Consider the following 18,732-nt stretch of genomic DNA (forward strand, 5'->3'; position numbering starts at 1 on the left):
ATGGCTGCACGTATACGCGGAATAATCTGCTTTTTGACGCATAACTCACGGAAAACACCCTCAATACGGCCTCTCGACTCCCGCCTCTGGCTGTCGACTTCGCAATGAGATGTTATGATATGCACCATTAGCGAGTGGAACCTCCTGTTCCACCCCACTGTTTAGGGTTAAAGCTCATGATTATCGTCACTGGCGGCGCTGGAATGATTGGCAGCAACATCATCAAGGCACTGAATGATAAGGGTCACACCGACATTCTGGTGGTAGACAATCTGAAAGACGGCACCAAATTCGCCAACCTGGCCGATCTGAATATTGCCGACTACATGGATAAAGAAGACTTTCTGATCTCCATCCTGGCGGATGAAGATTTCGGCGATGTCGAAGCGGTATTCCATGAAGGCGCGTGCTCTTCCACCACCGAGTGGGATGGCAAGTACATGATGGATAATAACTATCAGTACTCCAAAGAGCTGCTGCACTGGTGCCTGGAACATCAGGTGCCGTTCCTCTATGCCTCTTCTGCTGCCACCTACGGCGGTCGTAATAGCGATTTTATTGAAGAACGTCAGTTTGAAGAGCCTCTGAACGTTTACGGTTACTCCAAAATGCTGTTCGACCACTACGTGCGCGAGATCCTGCCGGAAGCGCAGTCTCAGGTTTGTGGATTCCGCTATTTCAACGTCTATGGCCCGCGCGAAGGGCACAAAGGCAGCATGGCGAGCGTGGCTTTCCACCTGAACACGCAGTTGAACAACGGTGAAAACCCGAAACTGTTCGAAGGTAGCGACAGCTTTAAACGTGACTTCATTTATGTGGAAGACGTTGCTTCGGTTAACCTGTGGTTCTGGGAAAATGCCGTTTCCGGCATCTTTAACTGTGGCACTGGCCGTGCCGAATCATTCCAGGAAGTCGCCGATGCGGCGCTGAAATATCATAAAGACGGTGAAGTTGAGTACATTCCGTTCCCGGAAAAACTGAAAGGCCGCTACCAGGCATTTACCCTGGCAGACCAGACCAAATTGCGTGCCGCAGGCTATGACAAGCCTTTCAAAACGGTGGCTGAAGGTGTGGCGGAGTACATGGCCTGGCTAAACCGTAAAGCTTAAGAGGCACTGTTCGGGAATGAAAATTCTGGTTATCGGCCCGTCATGGGTCGGCGATATGATGATGTCACAAAGTCTCTATCGCACCCTTAAAGCCGAACATCCCGATGCGGTCATTGATGTGATGGCACCAGCATGGTGCCGTCCGTTATTGTCACGGATGCCGGAAGTAAATGAGGCCCTGGCGATGCCGCTGGGTCACGGTGCGCTGGAAATAGCTGAACGCCGTCGTCTGGGAAAAATGCTGAAGGCAAACGGCTATGACCGCGCCTTTGTGCTACCTAATTCGTTTAAATCCGCCCTCGTTCCCTTTTTTGCCGCCATCCCACGCCGTACCGGCTGGCGCGGTGAAATGCGCTACGGACTGCTGAACGACCTGCGTCGACTGGATAAAACCGCATTCCCTCTGATGGTGCAGCGCTATGTGGCGCTGGGGTACGATAAAACACGTATCCATCGCGCCGACGATCTGCCACAGCCGCTGTTATGGCCGCGCTTAGCAGTACAGGAAACGGAAAAACAGGCTACCGCCAGCGCTTTTGGCCTGGCTTCCGGGCGCCCGATGGTGGGGTTCTGCCCCGGGGCTGAATTCGGTCCAGCCAAACGCTGGCCACATTACCATTACGCCACCCTTGCACAGCGCCTGATCGACCAGGGCTACCAGGTGGTGCTGTTTGGTTCAGCCAAAGACAATGAAACCGGCCAGCAGATTCTGGCTGCCCTGGCAGAGGACGCTCGCCAGCACTGCCGCAACCTGGCCGGGGAAACCCAGCTGGAACAGGCGGTTATTCTGCTGGCAGCCTGTGATGCCGTGGTCAGTAACGATTCCGGGCTGATGCACATTGCCGCTGCTCTGGATCGCCCGCTGGTCGCACTTTACGGGCCAAGCAGTCCCGATTTTACCCCACCGTTGTCCAGTAAGGCCCGCGTGATCCGTTTAATTACGGGGTACCATAAAATTCGCAAAGGTGATGCCGACGAAGGCTATCACCAAAGCCTGATTGATATTACGCCAGAACGGGTCATGACCGAGCTGGCAACGCTTTGCCCACGGCCGGGAGTCTGAATGCGGGTTTTGATTATTAAAACATCATCAATGGGGGACGTGCTGCACGCATTGCCTGCTCTGACTGATGCCATGCTCGCGATCCCTGAGATTCGCTTTGACTGGGTAGTGGAAGAGGGTTTTGCCCAGATCCCCTCCTGGCACCCGGCTGTTGACCGCGTATTACCGGTGGCGATTCGCCGCTGGCGCAAACACTGGTTTGGTAGCCAGACACGTGAAGAGCGCGTGGTGTTTAAACGCGCACTCCAGTCGCGCGAATATGATGCGATCATTGATGCACAAGGGCTGATTAAGAGCGCCGCGCTGGTGACACGTCTGGCGAAAGGCGTTAAACATGGACAGGACAGTCGCAGCGCGCGTGAGCCCTTTGCCAGCTGGTGGTATGACAAACGCCATGAAATCAGCAAACAGCAGCACGCCGTGCAGCGCACCCGCGAGCTGTTTGCAAAAAGCCTGGGGTATGTGCTCCCGACAACGACCGGCGATTATGCTATCGCCCAGCACTTTACCCAGGCGCTACCCGCCGATGCGAATCAGTATCTGGTGTTTTTGCACGCTACCACGCGTGACAATAAGCACTGGCCGGAAGCGCACTGGCGCGAACTGATCGGGTTAATGCAGCCCTCAGGTTTAACCATTAAATTACCCTGGGGCGCAGAGCATGAGCATCAGCGCGCATTGCGGCTGGCAGAGGGCTTCGATTTTGTGGAGGTGCTGCCAAAGCTGACGCTGGAGCAGGTTGCACGCACGCTTGCCGGTGCTCGTGCCGTGGTATCGGTGGATACCGGGTTAAGCCACTTAACCGCCGCGCTCGACCGTCCAAACATTACTCTTTACGGCCCGACCGATCCGGGGCTGATTGGCGGATATGGGAAAAATCAGTATCCCATAATTTCTACTGAAAAAAACATGTCTACACTGAGCGCTGACCTCATATGGCGTACGATACAGCAGGTTATTTGATGAAAAAGCTGCACATTATTAACTTAGGAAAAATGGGAGGGGTTGAAACCCTTTTCCTTCAATATATTAAAGAAAATCCAAACGAAAAAATAATATGTATTGGTAACAAAGTCGGCGAGGAAATCCAGCGTCAGATGCCGCAGCAAAAAATAACCTTTGCAAATAGGATTTTCAATAAAATCTCATTGCGTTGCCCACAATTTTTACGAAAAAATCTATTGCAGTGGAAAATAAAATGCGCCGATGCTGATGTTATTATCATCTGGGATTTTATTCCGGGCATATCGATTAAACCTAAACGTTCTAAGCTATTGTATTATGATCATGGTTGCTCATGGAGATATACAAAAAACAAAAAAACGTTGAATTTTTTTTCCATGTTAGATGGTGTTATATGCGTATCTCATGCCTCAAAAAGAGTAATGGAACTTCGATTCAACCTCAAATGCCCCAGTAATGTGGTGATAAATCGCATAAAAAGGCCAGAAGGAATTTCCTCTGCCCAAAAAGCACCTTCGGTTCCATTACGGATAGGTACAGCATCAAGACTTGTCACATTGAAAGGGATAAGTGTGATGCTGTTAACAATTCAGGAGCTTACTCGTCGTGGACACAATGTTATTTTAGAAATCGCTGGTAAAGGTCCCGACCAAAATCTATTTGAAAACCTAACGAAATATCTCAACCTAGAAAACAAGGTTGTTTTCAGTGGTTTTCAACATAGCATGACGGATTTTTATAACAGAACTGATATATATTTAAGCACACCAATAACAGAGCCATTTGGTCTCTCATCTATGGAAGCATTATATTTTGGCATCCCGGTCATATTTCCTCTTATTGATGGACAGCCAGAAGCAGTAAAGGATGGTTACTGTGGCATTGGGATAATTCCAAATATGAGCGTGAAAGACCATCAAAAACTTACAAATATTAACATTAACTTCCCTCACGACATTTATGATCCAGTAAGCGATATGTTGACAACACCAAAAGTTATTTCACACATCACATGTGCAGATGCTGTAGAAAGAATGATGTTGCCGGAAGTTTACTCTGAGATGAGTAAAAATGCACAGAGGTACACAGTTGAAAATCTAGACTATCAGTTTTTCAAAGTAGAGTTTGAAAATGTTCTCAATTCTTATTGTAAATAGTAAAATAAAACCAGGGCTTTCTTCTCTAAGATGAAAACAGAAAAAAGTAATAGTGAAAAAAAACAAACCATGATACCGAAAAATCATTACATGAAATCATCCGTAACAACAACTTTAGTTTTATGGCTTAGTTGTATATCATTATCATCATCATTAGCGGCATCGACTATTTGCCGAAATTCTCTATATCTTGCAGCTTTGATTTCCTTGGTAGATCTCTTCGTAAAAAAAACAAAAATAAAATTAAACCCAGCGATAATAATCATTATAACTGCACTATTGCTCAGCATCTCAATGTACTTGCCTACAATAATTTATAGCTCAGTAAAATTTCATGATATAGATTTGAACTACAGAGAAACCTCCAAAAGAATTTTCCTTGGCGTTATCATCGGCTTCTATTTAATTTCTCATCGAGATCGTATTTCCAGTCGTGGTTGGATAAGCTCATATTTTTGGATACTTCTGGGCTTCGTTTACACGGTAATTCTCGCGCTTAAATTAGCCACTCCCCACCAACGTCTCGAAATAAATACTGTTGCCACAATGACGGCATATATTTTTGCTGTGCTATCTCTAAGTGCAATATATATTTCACTAAAACTTAGAGGTTGGATTAGGCATCTCTCTGTTATCATTATAGTTTTTTCCAGCTGCTATGTATTGCTATTAACTCAGACACGTTCTGTATTTCTGACTTATCCAATACTATTACTGGCAATTCTAATAAAAGAAAAGTTCTTTAACAAACACACCTCAATTATATTTTTAATGATACTGTCATTTAGCGCTTTAGTTTTCCCGCTAAAATTCCATGCAATTTTTGATAGAGTTAGCCAGTCAATCGTCGAATATAAAGAATATCAAAATAATAATGACAGCACCTCACTCGGCTCACGACTCAGTATGTGGAAGGCTGGATTTTTTACTAACAACATTAGTATTTTAGGGGAAAGCGCGGATCATCGTGATGTTTTAGTTCGTGAATATATCCACCAATACGAAAATGGCAACAATGAAGCTTTACGTGTAATAAAATATCATTATCATAATGATTTGCTCGAAGCAGGCACATTAAGGGGGGTTTTTGGATTTATCATTCTTCTGACATTTTATATTGTCACTATAATAGCATCACGAAAGTTCACCGGAAACTACAATATGGCAATCCTTCTTGTAGCACCAACGTGGATATACGGCAGCACTGACTCAGTGTTGATTGATCACCGTTTTGTGACTATTTTGATACTGTTATTGCCATTTTACCTTTGTTCGGAAAAATTGAAAAACCAGGAAAAAACCGAACACTCTAATAATCAAAACTAACATGCGAGGTTGTTTATATGGCAATACTAGTCACTGGTGGAGCAGGCTATATCGGCTCCCATACAATATTGGCTCTACTGGAACAGCATCATGATGTCGTAGTGCTGGATAATCTTGTCAACGCTTCAGATATCGCGTTGCAGCGTGTTGAAAAAATCACAGGACGTAATATCAATTTTTATCACGGTGATATTAATGAACGTAGTGATCTGCAAAAGTTGTTTTCTCAGAATAATATTTCAGCAGTAATACATTTTGCCGGCCTAAAATCAGTCGGAGAATCAGTAAAAAAACCGATCGAATATTATAAAAATAACGTTTCCGGGACTCTTGTTTTACTGGATGAAATGCGCAGAGCACAGGTCAAAAAATTTATTTTTAGTTCTTCGGCAACGGTATACGGTACACCTGAGTCTGTTCCTTTACGAGAAACATCACGCATTGGTGGTACCACTAACCCTTACGGAACATCGAAGTTGATGGTCGAGCAGATATTACAGGATTTCGCCCATGCCCAACCGGAGTTCGCAATTACTATTCTGCGTTACTTCAATCCCGTTGGCGCTCATGAATCAGGGTTGGTTGGTGAAGATCCTGGGGGAATACCCAATAACCTGATGCCATATATATCACAAGTTGCTAGTGGAAAATTACAACAACTGGCTATTTTTGGGGATGACTACCCTACTATTGATGGAACCGGCGTACGCGACTATATCCATGTGATGGATTTAGCCGAAGGCCATTTAAAAGCACTCGAACAGATCCACAAGCAGCAAGGGATCAAAACGTATAATTTAGGGTCAGGTGTCGGTTACTCAGTGCTACAAATGCTTAAAGCATTCGAGAAAGCATCAGGCCGGAGTGTGCCCTATAAAATCATGCCTCGCCGTGACGGGGACATTGCTGAATGCTGGGCAGATGCCCAACTGGCGAAAGAAGAGCTTGGCTGGACTGCCCAGCGTGACCTTGACGATATGATGCGCGATACCTGGAACTGGCAGAAAAAAAACCCAGCAGGATTTCAGCCATAACTTAATCAGCGCTAGCCGAGCATATCAGCGGCTAGCGCTGATTAATTATGCCTTAAGCATCTTGTTCACCATCTGATAAACATAATCCGTTGAAATAGCTCGCAGAGGTTCATTTTTATCGGTTACCTTTGCATCGGTCAGCGGAAGATAGATTTGTTGATGGATATGTTTATCTTGATAAGGACCGCTACGACGAGGATCCTCTGTTACGAACAGGCTTAACGTGGGAATTTTTAATGCGATGGCCAGATGGAAAGGTCCTGTATCTCCTGTAACCAGCAAATCCATTGAACCGATGACGCCCAAAAGCTGTGGTAACGTTGTTCTCCCGACATAGCTGGTAATGTTTCCAGTCGCAGAAGCGTCGATATTAACCATAAAGCTTTCCGCTAAATGAACCTCCTCTGCTGAGCCAATCAAAATAATTTCAACATTCGGATTATTAGCAATCAGACACTCTGCCAGCTGCGCATAATATTCTGGCGGCCAACAGCGAATCCGTGACGATGCTCCAAGCTGAAAACCGACACGTTGCCGCCCCTCAATTTTCTCAACTGGCTGAGGCTCGCAAGGGAGCACCATATCAACGTGATCAATTGCACATCCTAAAGCAGAGACTAGCTTCATTTTTCTGGCAATAACGTGCTCATCGAAATAATCCAGCCCATATGTCACCCAACGTTCCATGCTCCCCAATGGTTTTGCATAGTTATCACGAACAATATATTGGCATCCCATTAGTGCCGCACTCACAATATCGTAGGGCATATGAGAATGAAGCAATACGGCCAACTGAGGTTTTTTTCGTTTCGCCAGCCTCACCAAGTGTGCCATATCACTGACTTTGTTGGTCCAAAAAATCACATCGTCATAATCATCACGCCGTGTAAGCAATTTTTGATATTTTGGGTGTGCGACCAAGGTGATTTCTGCATGCGGGTAACGAAGGCGAATTGCACGTATAGCAGGCGAGTTAAACATATAGTCGCCAAGCGCCGTTGTGGAGTAAACAAAAATACTGGAAAACTCGATATCCCGGAGTTTTTTTTGCTTTTCAACATTCTTTTTTGCCTGGGGACATACCAGCCCAAGCAGGAAGTTGCTTAGGCCAATCTTAAATTTTTTAGATTCTCTCATTTTTTCCTGCTTTGACTTGATAATACTCTGCCAGCGTTTTTCCAACGGTGCGCTCAGCAAGCCAGCTAAATAGCTGCTCCAGATCCTCATACAGACGTTCAATATGCTGCTCAGTGACAAACGTTGGACTTCCTCCAGGCATGAATTCAGACGAATGGAGCATGAATTCAACATAGTCGTGCCCTTCATCCAGTGACTGCTGAGCAACCCGTTTCATCATCTCAACATTACCGCCAGAGGGACGCAACCAGTGTACTGAAGGCGAGCGTTGTTTACCGCGCAGGCGGTCATAGGCACTTTTCAGCGAGTTCATTAAACCTGAGTGCTTATACTGAATGGTCATCGGTACTTCGAGCAGTGATGACGTCCCCACTTGGGCGATATTGGCTTCATCAATAAAGTAAGCCTGGGAAGGGAAATCCCGGTAGTTGGTGCCGCCTTTTCCCGCAGGGTTACCGCGTGAAAACTGCCAGTTAACCTTCGGCGTTACGGAGCAATCAACGACGTAGCCAAACTCAATCAGCAATGCCGCGTAATATTCATTAAAAGCCCAGCGCCCGGCGCGATGACTCAGCATTTTCGTCTGAAATGTCTCTTCCAACAGTCGGGTCATAAATTCAATCTTGCTGCGGATCTGAGCAGCAGAGTACTCTATCAAATACGGCTTATGTCGCCAGTCGTCGTCCGTCAGAGGTTCAATCGGCGGACTGTTCCATGCGTGAAGATGCATTCCAACTTCACCGACTCCACGAGCAATGACATCGCGGGCAAAGGCTACATAGTCATCATCGACCGCCATTTCATAGTTAGTCAGATAAACTGGCTTAAATGCATACTTCTCACACAGCGCCTGAAAGCGTGGTAGATAACGGGTATTTTGAGTAGAAATGCGATCGTGGTTTTCCCACAGATTATCTCCCTCGGTATCAATGGTGATGATAAACGCTGGTTTAGCCATGGATATTTGACCTGAATTTTGCTTTACGGCCTATGTTACGCAGCCCTTTTCAACAGCGCAAATGACTTTGCAATCAATATGGCTTCAGCACGGATATGCCCAGCAAACAGAGCAATACTAGCCACACTGACATTGCTCCTTTAGAATTCATCTCCCGTTTCCCGGAAAGCAAAGCATCATGAACTCAGCCCTTGTTCCCCTGCCAAAGCGCATTTTGGTCATTAAACTACGCCATCATGGCGATATGCTGCTCACAACCCCGGTTATTAATACGCTGAAGCAAAACTGGCCACAGGCAGAAATTGATGTGCTGTTGTACCAGGAAACCGTCGAGATGCTATCAGCTAACCCGTGCATCGCTCAGTTGATGAGTATTGATCGGCAGTGGAAAAAACAGGGTGCCACTCAGCATATGAAGCATGAGTGGCAACTTCTCCAGCAGCTTCGTGAGCGCCAGTATGATGTCGTTATCAATCTGGCCGACCAGTGGCGCAGCGCTATTGCTGCACGCTGGACCGGTGCAAAAATCAGGCTCGGTTTTGACTTTCCCAAGCGCCGTGGGGCGTTATGGCGCTTTTGCCATACACAGCTTGTCTCTGTAGACGGTCATGGAACGTTACATACTGTTGAACAAAACCTTTCGATACTGGATCCCCTGAGCGATCTGCACACCTCGGATCAGGTCACCATGAGTTATGACGCGCATGACTGGCAGTATGTTGAGAAATTACTACAACAACAGAATGTTCTGGGTGATTTGATTGTGGTTCAGCCGACTTCTCGATGGTTTTTCAAATGCTGGACGGAGGCTAAAATGGCCGCCACAATTACCGCATTGCAGGCCGATGGCCATACGCTGATTCTCACATCAGGCCCAGACAAACGGGAACTTGAGATGGTTGCGACCATTCTGGCTAGCAGCCCTCAAGAGCGAGTGATTTCCCTGGCCGGGCAACTCACACTGCGTCAGCTAGCAGCACTGATTGATCATGCGCGTCTCTTTATAGGCGTAGACTCAGTTCCGATGCACATGGCTGCCGCACTCAATACCCCCTGCCTCGCACTCTTCGGTCCCAGTAAACTGGCACTCTGGCACCCCTGGCAGGCGCAAGGAAAAACCATCTGGGCAGGTGACTATGGCTCGTTGCCAGATCCTGATGACATCAATACAAAAACCGATGAACGTTACCTTGATTTAATTCCCGTCGAGATCGTGATAAATGCAGCAAAGGAGTTGTTGATATGAAACCGTTCCGTCTGGCCCTGGTACGCCAAAAATATCGTCCGGATGGCGGTGCTGAACGCTTTATCTCGCGTGCGCTACTCGCACTTGAAAAACAGAATCTCGAACTGAATGTGATCACCCGTGAATGGCAGGGTGAAGATAATCCAGACTGGCATATCCATTTATGCAATCCCCTGAAACTGGGGAGAATTAGTCGTGAACGAGGCTTTGCGAAAGCGGCCAGAGCAGTATGGTTAAGTGAAAAGTTCGATCTGGTGCAAAGTCACGAACGTATTGCCGGGTGTGATATCTATCGCGCCGGGGATGGCGTACATCGCAACTGGCTATATCAACGTGCCCGGCTACTTCCCTCATGGCGCCATCCTCTGCTGTTCCTCAGCCCTTATCACCGCTATGTGATGCAGGCAGAGTCAGACATGTACTCAGCACCCGAATTGAAGGCCGTTATCTGCAATGCAGAGATGATAAAACAAGAAATAATTGAGCAATTTCATGTTGCCCCCGAAAAAATTACCGTCATCTATAACGCCATCGACCACCATACATTCTGTCCGACTGATATCGCACTAAAACGCCAGTTACGTGAGAAATATCAACTCCCCGCTCAGGCACACTGTCTGATTTTTGTCGGTTCGGGTTTTGAAAGGAAGGGACTGGAAGCCGCGATACGAGCGATTGCTCCCACTGAAAGCTATTTGATTGTGATTGGTCGGGATAAAAATGAGAAAGCATACCGGGCGCTGGCAAGTTCATTAGGCTGCCTGTCACGTATTCGCTTTATGGGTGTACAAAAAAACACCCTACCTTTCTATCAGGCAGCAGATGCTTTGCTATTACCTACCCTGTATGACCCTTTCCCTAACGTTATTCTTGAGGCCATGTCTTGCGCACTGCCTGTTATTACCAGTGACACCTGCGGCGGTGCGGAGTTTATTACCAATGGTGTGAATGGCTTTGTTACCGATGCACTTGACGTACCCGCATTGACGTCTGCTGTGCAACAACTGCCGCGCGAAGCACTGGATTCAGCAATGGGCCACGCTGCACGAGAAAAAATCATGCCCTATAACCCGTCGGTGCTTTCGTCACAATTGATCGACCTGTATCAACGAGTGTTAGCCAAATGAAAAATCACATTTTATTCATCATCGATGGTCTTCCTGGTGGCGGAGCGGAAAATGTAACCCTCACACTGGCAAAAGGCATTGTGCAACGTGGCCATACCGTGACGTTACTGTCCTTGAGCGATCGCCTTGATTATGAGATACCTGACGGAATTAATTACGTTGTCGATCACGACAAGGTTGTGAAAGGGGTCTTCCATAAGCTTTGCGAGCTGAAAAGACGCGCGGCATCCTTAGATCGCTTATTGCCTGATATTTTCCGCCAATATGGCAAACCCACACTGGTGATCAGCAGTCTGCATAAAACCGATCGTATTGTGGTTCGTTCCAGATTACTCAACAACTGTAATCTGTGGTTCTGTATTCATGGCATGTTCTCACGCTCTTATTTAGGTAATAAAACCGGATTCAAGCACTGGTTAAAAAAGAGAAAAATAAAAAAAGTTTATAAAAATCGTAACATTATCTCTGTCTCTGATGCTGTTGGTGAGGATTTGATCAGCAATGTGGGCCTGAAACCCCACACGATGATGACCATCTATAATCCATTCCACCTCGACGATATCAATGCACGTGCGTCGCAAAGCAATCCTTATAGCCAGGAAACATATATGGCTCATGTGGGACGCTTTCATCATGTGAAAAGGCATGACCGTTTATTAGAAGCATTTGCACTCGCCAATTTACCTTGCAAGCTGGTCATTGTCGGGCAAGGTGAAGATACCGTTACCCGGATGATTCAGGATAAAGTCTCGCAACTAAAATTGCAGGATAGAGTGATTTTTGCTGGTTTTACTAAAAATCCACTCCCTATCATCAAAGGGGCAAAAATGGTCGCACTCAGTTCAGACAGTGAAGGGTTACCGTCTGTACTGATTGAAGCACTGATCTGTCATACGCCAGTTGTCAGCACTGCCTGTCCGGGCGGGGCATCTGAAATCATGACGGGTGAACTTCAGCCGTTTCTCGCTGAATTAAACAGTGCGTCTTTGGCAGAAAAAATGCGTAACGCCTGGGATGAACCACCGAAAATCAATGAAGATATGTACCATAAATTCAGTTATGACATCATTATTGAACGGTACTTATCATTGCAAAAACAATAAATACCGCCTTCACAATAATTTAAATCAGGTGCGATTTTTTTAATGTTGCACCTGAATTTTCTTCCACACTTCGTCAACCGAAATGTCAATGCAATCACCCGATTCGGTTTGCAAAATATCATATTCGCCCGTCCAGGGATGCCATTCCTCCGCGCAGGTATCACCAAAAAACACCACCTGTTTTTTATTCATCGCGGCAGCAAGATGCATTTGCCCGCCATCGCTGCATAATACCTGCCCACACTGCTCGTAAGCGGCAACCAGTTCGCGCACAGAGGCAGTGGGGTAAAGGGAAGCCCGGGGGCTCTGACACGCTGTAATCACCTGTTCGGCACGGTGCTGATCGCCAATGTCATCCGGTGCCAGCGTGCCCTGTGGGGACCAGAAGATCAGTACGCTTTCGTTGTACTCCTGAAGATAAAGCTGAATCGTCTCCACATAGCGCTCCAGCGGCCAGCGGCGTTTTTCACTGCGGCTACTGATATGTACGGCCAGCCCAATCTTTTGCCCCGGCTGTAACTGTTCGATACGATGCCTGGCCTGCTGGCGTTCCTGCTCAGTCAACCAGATACGTACGGGCGGAATAGACAACTTTTGGTGCGTAATGGCGGACAAATAGCTGAAGGTCCGTTCAACCTGGTGGTCACCCGAGAAATCAGAACGTTCAAACGGTATGCTGATCCTTTTGTCGCCCGTATTGGCACCGATAATATGCTTCGCCCCAGCCATTTTCGCCAGACGCAGACTGTATTTACAGGGCGCAGGGTTAGCAAGGATCGTCGCGTCAAAATGAATGCGGCGTAGCTGCATGAACATCTTAAAACGATCAAAATAAACACCTAACTTGGCGAGCTTACCGGCGGCATGCTTCGCCTTACGATAAATAAAAGTATGTGCAATCTGAGGGTTGTTTTTGACCACATCCTGGCTGACAGTATTGATCAACAGATAAATGCTGGCCTCAGGGTGGGCTATTTTTAGCCCTTCAATCAAAGGTGTTGTGCAAACCAAATCGCCAATATTATCACGACGAATTATTAAAATGTTTTTCATTACCAACCTGTTAGCGAAATCATCCGCGCGATTGCTTCACCCTGTTATGAAGGATCATTTGCAAGATACCCTCTGCCTACGTCGATGATACTGGTTTAAACCTCGCAGAGAAATGAGAGATTCTGACGAAGGAAAGCAAAGGCCGAACGCTTTCCCCTGCCATCACTTTCCCCTACAATCGCCACATTGATTGGCGTTCCCTAATGTGATCCTGGAAGCGATGTCCTGCGGATTACCGGTGATCACCAGCCACACATGTGGCGGCGCTGAGTTTATCACTGAGGGACAGGAAGGATTTGTTTGTGATGCTCTGGATATCCCGGCTTTGGCAGCAGCAATCCATCAGATCCCAAAGAAAGATACGGATGAAAAAATGGGCATAATGGCGCGTGAGCGTATTATGACATGCACTCCCCAGCACTTAGCCGGACAACTGGATGCGCTCTATCAACAAGTGTTGGAGCACCGCAGATGAAGTAGTGTGAGCAGGCATCACTTATCTGCTAACATGCCGCACTATTTCTGTTTTTTCGGCTATCCCTGGGCATAAGTCTCTGTTCAACTGAAAACAATGTGATGATTACCATTTATACCGCCTTGCTATATCTCATTCAGCCCCTTATCTGGCTGCGCCTTTGGCTACGTGGTCGAAAAGCCCCTGCCTACCGCAAACGCTGGGCTGAACGTTATGGATTTTGCACTGGGAAAGTGAAGCCAGACGGTATTTTGCTGCACTCTGTATCGGTTGGTGAGACGCTGGCGGCGATCCCTCTGGTGCGCGCGTTGCGCCATCGCTATCCCGATCTGCCGATTGTCGTCACCACCATGACCCCAACGGGGTCGGAGCGCGCCAGCTCGGCATTTGGCAAAGATGTTCATCACGTTTATCTGCCCTACGACCTGCCCGGTGCAATGAATCGCTTCTTCGATACCGTTCGTCCGCGACTGGTGATCATTATGGAAACCGAACTTTGGCCCAATATGATCACTCAGCTCCATGCGCGTAAAATCCCTCTGGTGATCGCCAACGCACGTCTGTCTGAACGTTCAGCAAAGGGCTATGCGAAGATCGGAAAATTCATGAAACGCCTGCTGCAACGCATCACACTGATTGCCGCGCAGAACCAGGAAGATGGTGAGCGCTTTATCGGTCTGGGCGTCAAACGCTCACAGCTGGCAGTCACCGGCAGTTTAAAATTTGATATTTCTGTTACGCCAGAACTGGCTGCGCGCGCCATCACTCTGCGTCGTCAGTGGGCGCCGCGTCGTCCGGTTTGGATCGCAACCAGTACCCACGAAGGGGAAGAAAGCATCATTCTGGAAGCGCACCGTAAGCTACTGGAACGTTTCCCTAACCTGCTGCTGATTCTGGTACCACGCCACCCGGAGCGTTTCGATACCGCGCGCGTACTGACGCAGAAAGCCGGGTTCAGCTATACCTTACGCAGCAGCGGTGAGATCCCTTCTGGCAGCACTCAGGTCGTCATTGGCGATACGATGGGCGAACTGATGCTACTGTACGGTATTGCCGACCTCGCCTTTGTTGGCGGCAGTCTGGTCGAGCGTGGCGGCCATAACCCACTGGAACCGGCAGCACATGCCATTCCGGTACTGATGGGTCCACATATCTTTAACTTTAAAGATATTTGTGCGCGCCTGCAGCAGGCCGATGGTCTGATCACCGTGACCGATGCCGACTCGCTGGATAAAGAGATTGGTACTCTGCTGACGGATGAAGATTACCGCCTTTATTATGGCCGTCATGCCGTTGACGTGCTCCACCAGAATCAGGGTGCGCTTCAACGTCTGCTCCATTTACTTGAACCTCATCTGCCACTGCGGAATCATTAAATGCGTTCACGCCAGACACTGTCGGTAGTGATAATTGCCAAAGATGCGGCAGACCTGCTGCCAGAATGTCTTGAGTCAGTCAGTTGGGCAGATGAGATCATCCTGCTCGACTCAGGCAGTAGCGATGGCACCCCGGACATTGCCAGCCGCCATGGCGCGAAGGTCTTCCACTCTGAGGAGTGGCATGGATACGGTAAACAGCGCCAGCTGGCGCAGAGCTACGCCAGCCATCCGATGATTTTGATGATCGATAGCGATGAGCGTGTCACTCCTGAGCTGAAGCAGGCAATTGAAAAGGTGCTGGAACAGCCGCCATCGCCAACGGTGTATAGCATTGCACGGCGTAATCTGTTTCTGGGGCGTTTTATGCGCCACAGTGGCTGGTATCCCGACCGGGTCACCCGCCTGTATCCCCGTCACTATCAATACAACGATAATCAGGTCCATGAATCGCTGGAAACGGCGCAAGCGAAAGCCACACCGTTGCGCGGCGACTTACTGCATCTGACCTGTCGGGACTTCTCTGCATTCCAGTGGAAGCAATTCGCCTATGCGGAAGCGTGGGCAAAACAACGCCATAAGCAGGGTAAGCGTTGCGGCATCGCAGCTATTTTTGGCCATACCATCGGCGCATTTCTGAAAACGCTGGTGCTGCGTGCAGGTTTTCTCGATGGTAAACAGGGCTGGCTGCTGGCCGTCGTCAACGCGCAGTATACTTTCAATAAATACACGGCCCTTTGGGCTCTTAATCACGCATCCAGGAACGGCAGACTATGAGCACCAAAGCCATCTACCCCGGTACCTTTGATCCGATGACCAACGGGCACCTCGATATCGTCACCCGCGCCGCACTGATGTTTGACCACATCGTACTGGCAGTGGCGGCAAGCCCGAGTAAGAAGCCCCTGTTCTCCCTTGATGAGCGCGTTGCGCTGGCAAGCGAAGTGGTGGCACATCTGCCGAATGTTGAAGTGGTGGGGTTCAGTGACTTGATGGCCAACTTTGCCAGAGCGCAGCAGGCCAATGTGCTGGTGCGCGGCTTACGGGCGGTGTCTGACTTTGAGTATGAACTGCAACTGGCGCATATGAACCGTCACCTGATGCCCACGCTGGAAAGCGTATTTTTGATGCCCTCCGAAGCGTATTCCTTTATCTCATCATCCCTGATGAAAGAGGTGGCGCGCCACGGAGGGGAAGTCCAGGCGTTCCTGCCCACTCCGGTGTACGAGGCACTGAAAGCGAAGCTCTGAACAGGGCCGCTTACTTCTGGCAGTGACGGCAGAAAAAGGTGCTGCGTTGCCCGTGTTTACTGCTCTCAATCGGCATGCCGCACTGTCGGCAAGGCTCACCTGCACGGCCATAGACCTGCAGTTCCTGCGCAAAATACCCTGGTTTACCGTCACTTTGTAAAAAGTCGCGCAGGGTGGTGCCGCCTTGCTCAATAGAACGCAGCAGCACTGTTTTGATGGTGGCGACCAGCAGCCCGATATCGGCTTCACTTAAGGCCATCGCCGGACGATCGGGTAAGATCCCGGCCACAAACAGTGATTCGCTGGCATAGATATTCCCCACGCCCACTACCACTTTGTTATCCATCAGCCAGGGTTTGACCGCCGTACGCTTTCCACGGGATTTTTCAAACAGATATGCGGCTGAGAAATCCTCGCTAAGCGGCTCCGGACCCAGATGTGACAACACAGAGCTGGCAGCCAGATCAGGACACCACAACCAGGCCCCAAAGCGGCGTGGATCGGTATAACGCAGCACCTTACCGTTGCTCATGACCAGATCAACATGATCGTGCTTCGCCGCAGGCAAATCTTCCGGTAAGACGCGCAGGCTGCCCGACATCCCCAGATGCACTATGATCCAGCCCGTTGGCAGTTCCAGCAGCAGATATTTAGCACGCCGCTGGACGCTCAGAACGGGCTGGTCACTCAGCGCATGGATTTCCTGCGAAACAGGCCAGCGAAGGCGGGAATTACGCACCACCGCATGCAGAATCGTTGCGCCAACAAGATGTGGCTCGATCCCGCGTCGGCTGGTTTCGACCTCTGGTAACTCTGGCATTTCCTCGCCTCCATAGCAGGCTTCACGCATCAGCCACATACTATATATAAAAATGCAGATACAAAAAAACCCGGCCGGGGCCGGGTTTTTCATCCACTGAGATTAATTACTTAATCTTAGCTTCTTTATAGATCACGTGCTGGCGGACAACTGGATCGAATTTCTTCAGTTCCAATTTTTCCGGCTTAGTACGTTTGTTCTTCGTGGTGGTATAGAAGTGACCTGTACCAGCAGAAGAAACCAGCTTGATCTTCTCACGAATACCTTTAGCCATGTTTCAGTTCCTTACCTTAGTACTTCTCACCGCGGGCACGGAGATCGGCCAAGACCGTATCAATACCCTTTTTATCAATTACGCGCATGCCATTGGCAGATACGCGCAGTGTAACGAAGCGCTTTTCGCTCTCAATCCAAAAACGATGAGAGTGCAGGTTCGGCAGGAAACGGCGTTTCGTCGCGTTCATTGCGTGGGAACGGTTGTTACCCGTTACCGGACGCTTGCCAGTTACTTGGCAGACTCGTGACATGTCTATTCTCCAAAAATCAAATCAGCTCGAGCTTTAAAAATAAGGTTCTGGCCGCCTCGTCAGGCTTATAGCCCATCCAGGCGAGTTCAATGTGAACCCGCTGAGTAGGCTCAAACGCCAAACCCGAGATTCTCAAAGGTGGCGTAGTATACGCCCTGAAGCGCGACCGCTCAAGTCCCGAACAGATAAAGATCCCTAAGGATCGCGTACATTTGTCTTTTTTGCTCAGGAAACATCCGGTTTAGCGACTGTAATTACACAACTAAATCGAAAAACGGTCAAATAACAGCCCACTAATTATAACCATCCTCGTTCAGCAAAAGAGACGTACTCACCCCTTCCGATCACCATATGGTCAAGCACCCGGATATTCATCAGGGTACAGGCACGCACGATTTGCTGCGTAATATCGCGGTCAGCGCGGCTGGGTTCTGCCAGCCCTGATGGATGATTATGCGCCAGAATCACCGCCGCTGCATTGCGTTTTAGCGCTTCACGTACAATCTCACGAGGGTGAACTTCAACGCTGTTGATCGTGCCACTGAACATTTCACTGGTATGAATGACCCGATGCTGGTTATCAAAAAAAATCACCTGGAAAATTTCCCTTTCCCGGTGCGCCAGCGAGCTGTTAAGAAAATCCAACATCTGTTCAGCGCTGCTGACGACCCGGTTTTCCAATGCCTGCTGGCAGGTAAAGCACCGCCGTGCGAGTTCAGCCACCGCGTTTAGTTGCGCATATTTTGCCACGCCGATACCGTGAATGGCCTGAAAATCTTCGGCGGGGGCCGTCATCAATTGGTGTAGCGAGCCAAATGCGTCGAGCAGCCGTTGCGCCAGCGTCATTACGTGAACACCACGTGACCCGATACGCAGGAAAATAGCCAGCAGTTCAACATCACTCAGCTTTTGTGAGCCAAATTCTAACAATTTTTCACGTGGGGGTAGCCCCACCCAGTTCTCTTTCATCTGCCATTTCTCCTTCCTGAAGAGATAAAAGCATGGCAT

At 48.5% G+C, this 18,732-nt stretch carries 19 protein-coding genes and 1 pseudogene; 13 read left to right on the top strand and 7 right to left on the bottom strand.

The window, feature by feature from the left end:
* The first annotated feature begins 176 nt into the window (after positions 1-176).
* The 6 genes from rfaD to galE are packed head-to-tail and all read left to right on the top strand — an operon-like array spanning position 177 to position 6,652.
* On the top strand, positions 177-1,109 hold the full coding sequence (gene rfaD / locus ACFL9S_RS13540; RefSeq protein ID WP_167864806.1) for an ADP-glyceromanno-heptose 6-epimerase: 933 nt from the start codon (positions 177-179) through the stop codon (positions 1,107-1,109).
* Between the two features lie 16 nt (positions 1,110-1,125).
* On the top strand, positions 1,126-2,172 hold the full coding sequence (rfaF, locus tag ACFL9S_RS13545) for an ADP-heptose--LPS heptosyltransferase RfaF (RefSeq protein ID WP_405262422.1): 1,047 nt from the start codon (positions 1,126-1,128) through the stop codon (positions 2,170-2,172).
* A complete protein-coding gene (gene rfaC / locus ACFL9S_RS13550; RefSeq protein ID WP_405262423.1) occupies positions 2,173-3,135 on the top strand; it encodes a lipopolysaccharide heptosyltransferase RfaC in 963 nt (320 codons plus the stop codon).
* Positions 3,135-4,292, top strand: coding sequence for a glycosyltransferase family 4 protein (locus ACFL9S_RS13555; RefSeq protein WP_405262424.1), 1,158 nt, complete (start codon positions 3,135-3,137; stop codon positions 4,290-4,292). Before rfaC ends, ACFL9S_RS13555 begins: the two co-directional genes overlap by 1 nt.
* 30 nt (positions 4,293-4,322) lie before the next feature.
* Positions 4,323-5,618: an O-antigen ligase family protein gene (locus ACFL9S_RS13560; RefSeq protein WP_405262425.1), complete on the top strand. Its 1,296-nt coding sequence runs from the start codon at positions 4,323-4,325 to the stop codon at positions 5,616-5,618.
* Between the two features lie 17 nt (positions 5,619-5,635).
* Complete coding sequence (gene galE, locus ACFL9S_RS13565; protein ID WP_405262426.1) at positions 5,636-6,652, top strand: UDP-glucose 4-epimerase GalE; 1,017 nt, start codon at positions 5,636-5,638, stop codon at positions 6,650-6,652.
* A 45-nt stretch (positions 6,653-6,697) separates the two neighbouring features.
* On the opposite strand, the gene ACFL9S_RS13570 is transcribed toward galE, so the two are convergent.
* Both ACFL9S_RS13570 and ACFL9S_RS13575 read right to left on the bottom strand, forming a co-directional pair.
* Positions 6,698-7,789: a glycosyltransferase family 9 protein gene (locus tag ACFL9S_RS13570; RefSeq protein ID WP_405262427.1), complete on the bottom strand. Its 1,092-nt coding sequence runs from the start codon at positions 7,787-7,789 to the stop codon at positions 6,698-6,700.
* The gene (locus ACFL9S_RS13575) at positions 7,776-8,747 is read right to left on the bottom strand and encodes a polysaccharide deacetylase family protein (protein WP_405262428.1); all 972 of its coding nucleotides are present in this window, start codon (positions 8,745-8,747) and stop codon (positions 7,776-7,778) included. Before ACFL9S_RS13575 ends, ACFL9S_RS13570 begins: the two co-directional genes overlap by 14 nt.
* Before the next feature lie 175 nt (positions 8,748-8,922).
* Here ACFL9S_RS13575 and rfaQ point away from each other — a divergent pair, with 175 nt between their 5' ends.
* The 3 genes from rfaQ to ACFL9S_RS13590 are packed head-to-tail and all read left to right on the top strand — an operon-like array spanning position 8,923 to position 12,223.
* Positions 8,923-9,993 (top strand): putative lipopolysaccharide heptosyltransferase III, encoded by a 1,071-nt coding sequence (rfaQ, locus tag ACFL9S_RS13580; protein ID WP_405262480.1) that lies wholly within the window; start codon positions 8,923-8,925, stop codon positions 9,991-9,993.
* Positions 9,990-11,120 (top strand): glycosyltransferase family 4 protein, encoded by a 1,131-nt coding sequence (locus ACFL9S_RS13585; RefSeq protein WP_405262430.1) that lies wholly within the window; start codon positions 9,990-9,992, stop codon positions 11,118-11,120. Before rfaQ ends, ACFL9S_RS13585 begins: the two co-directional genes overlap by 4 nt.
* On the top strand, positions 11,117-12,223 hold the full coding sequence (locus tag ACFL9S_RS13590; protein WP_405262431.1) for a glycosyltransferase: 1,107 nt from the start codon (positions 11,117-11,119) through the stop codon (positions 12,221-12,223). The genes ACFL9S_RS13585 and ACFL9S_RS13590 overlap by 4 nt, the downstream gene beginning before the upstream one ends.
* 39 nt (positions 12,224-12,262) lie before the next feature.
* Here ACFL9S_RS13590 and ACFL9S_RS13595 read toward each other — a convergent pair whose 3' ends face one another.
* Complete coding sequence (locus ACFL9S_RS13595) at positions 12,263-13,276, bottom strand: glycosyltransferase family 9 protein (protein ID WP_405262432.1); 1,014 nt, start codon at positions 13,274-13,276, stop codon at positions 12,263-12,265.
* A gap of 196 nt (positions 13,277-13,472) precedes the next feature.
* Here ACFL9S_RS13595 and ACFL9S_RS13600 point away from each other — a divergent pair.
* From ACFL9S_RS13600 to coaD, 4 genes and pseudogenes are all read left to right on the top strand, one after another.
* A pseudogene (locus ACFL9S_RS13600) lies at positions 13,473-13,751 on the top strand (glycosyltransferase); the annotation flags it as partial.
* A 101-nt stretch (positions 13,752-13,852) separates the two neighbouring features.
* Positions 13,853-15,127 (top strand): lipid IV(A) 3-deoxy-D-manno-octulosonic acid transferase, encoded by a 1,275-nt coding sequence (gene waaA / locus ACFL9S_RS13605; RefSeq protein WP_405262481.1) that lies wholly within the window; start codon positions 13,853-13,855, stop codon positions 15,125-15,127.
* Positions 15,128-15,904: a glycosyltransferase family 2 protein gene (locus tag ACFL9S_RS13610; RefSeq protein ID WP_405262433.1), complete on the top strand. Its 777-nt coding sequence runs from the start codon at positions 15,128-15,130 to the stop codon at positions 15,902-15,904.
* Positions 15,901-16,377 (top strand): pantetheine-phosphate adenylyltransferase, encoded by a 477-nt coding sequence (coaD, locus tag ACFL9S_RS13615; protein WP_405262434.1) that lies wholly within the window; start codon positions 15,901-15,903, stop codon positions 16,375-16,377. Before ACFL9S_RS13610 ends, coaD begins: the two co-directional genes overlap by 4 nt.
* 10 nt (positions 16,378-16,387) lie before the next feature.
* Here coaD and mutM read toward each other — a convergent pair whose 3' ends face one another.
* The 4 genes from mutM to radC all read right to left on the bottom strand — a co-directional run bounded on the left by mutM (position 16,388) and on the right by radC (position 18,693).
* Positions 16,388-17,197, bottom strand: a complete 810-nt coding sequence (gene mutM, locus ACFL9S_RS13620) for a bifunctional DNA-formamidopyrimidine glycosylase/DNA-(apurinic or apyrimidinic site) lyase (RefSeq protein WP_405262435.1) — start codon at positions 17,195-17,197, stop codon at positions 16,388-16,390.
* A gap of 106 nt (positions 17,198-17,303) precedes the next feature.
* Entirely contained in the window at positions 17,304-17,471 is a 168-nt protein-coding gene (gene rpmG / locus ACFL9S_RS13625) for a 50S ribosomal protein L33 (RefSeq protein WP_001051798.1), read from the bottom strand.
* Positions 17,472-17,487: 16 nt separating this feature from the next.
* Entirely contained in the window at positions 17,488-17,724 is a 237-nt protein-coding gene (gene rpmB, locus ACFL9S_RS13630) for a 50S ribosomal protein L28 (RefSeq protein WP_062746922.1), read from the bottom strand.
* Between the two features lie 297 nt (positions 17,725-18,021).
* A complete protein-coding gene (radC, locus tag ACFL9S_RS13635) occupies positions 18,022-18,693 on the bottom strand; it encodes a DNA repair protein RadC (protein WP_405262436.1) in 672 nt (223 codons plus the stop codon).
* Between the last annotated feature and the right edge of the window lie 39 nt (positions 18,694-18,732).

It is taken from the genome of Erwinia sp. AnSW2-5 (assembly GCF_045107195.1).
Lineage (GTDB): Bacteria > Pseudomonadota > Gammaproteobacteria > Enterobacterales > Enterobacteriaceae > Erwinia.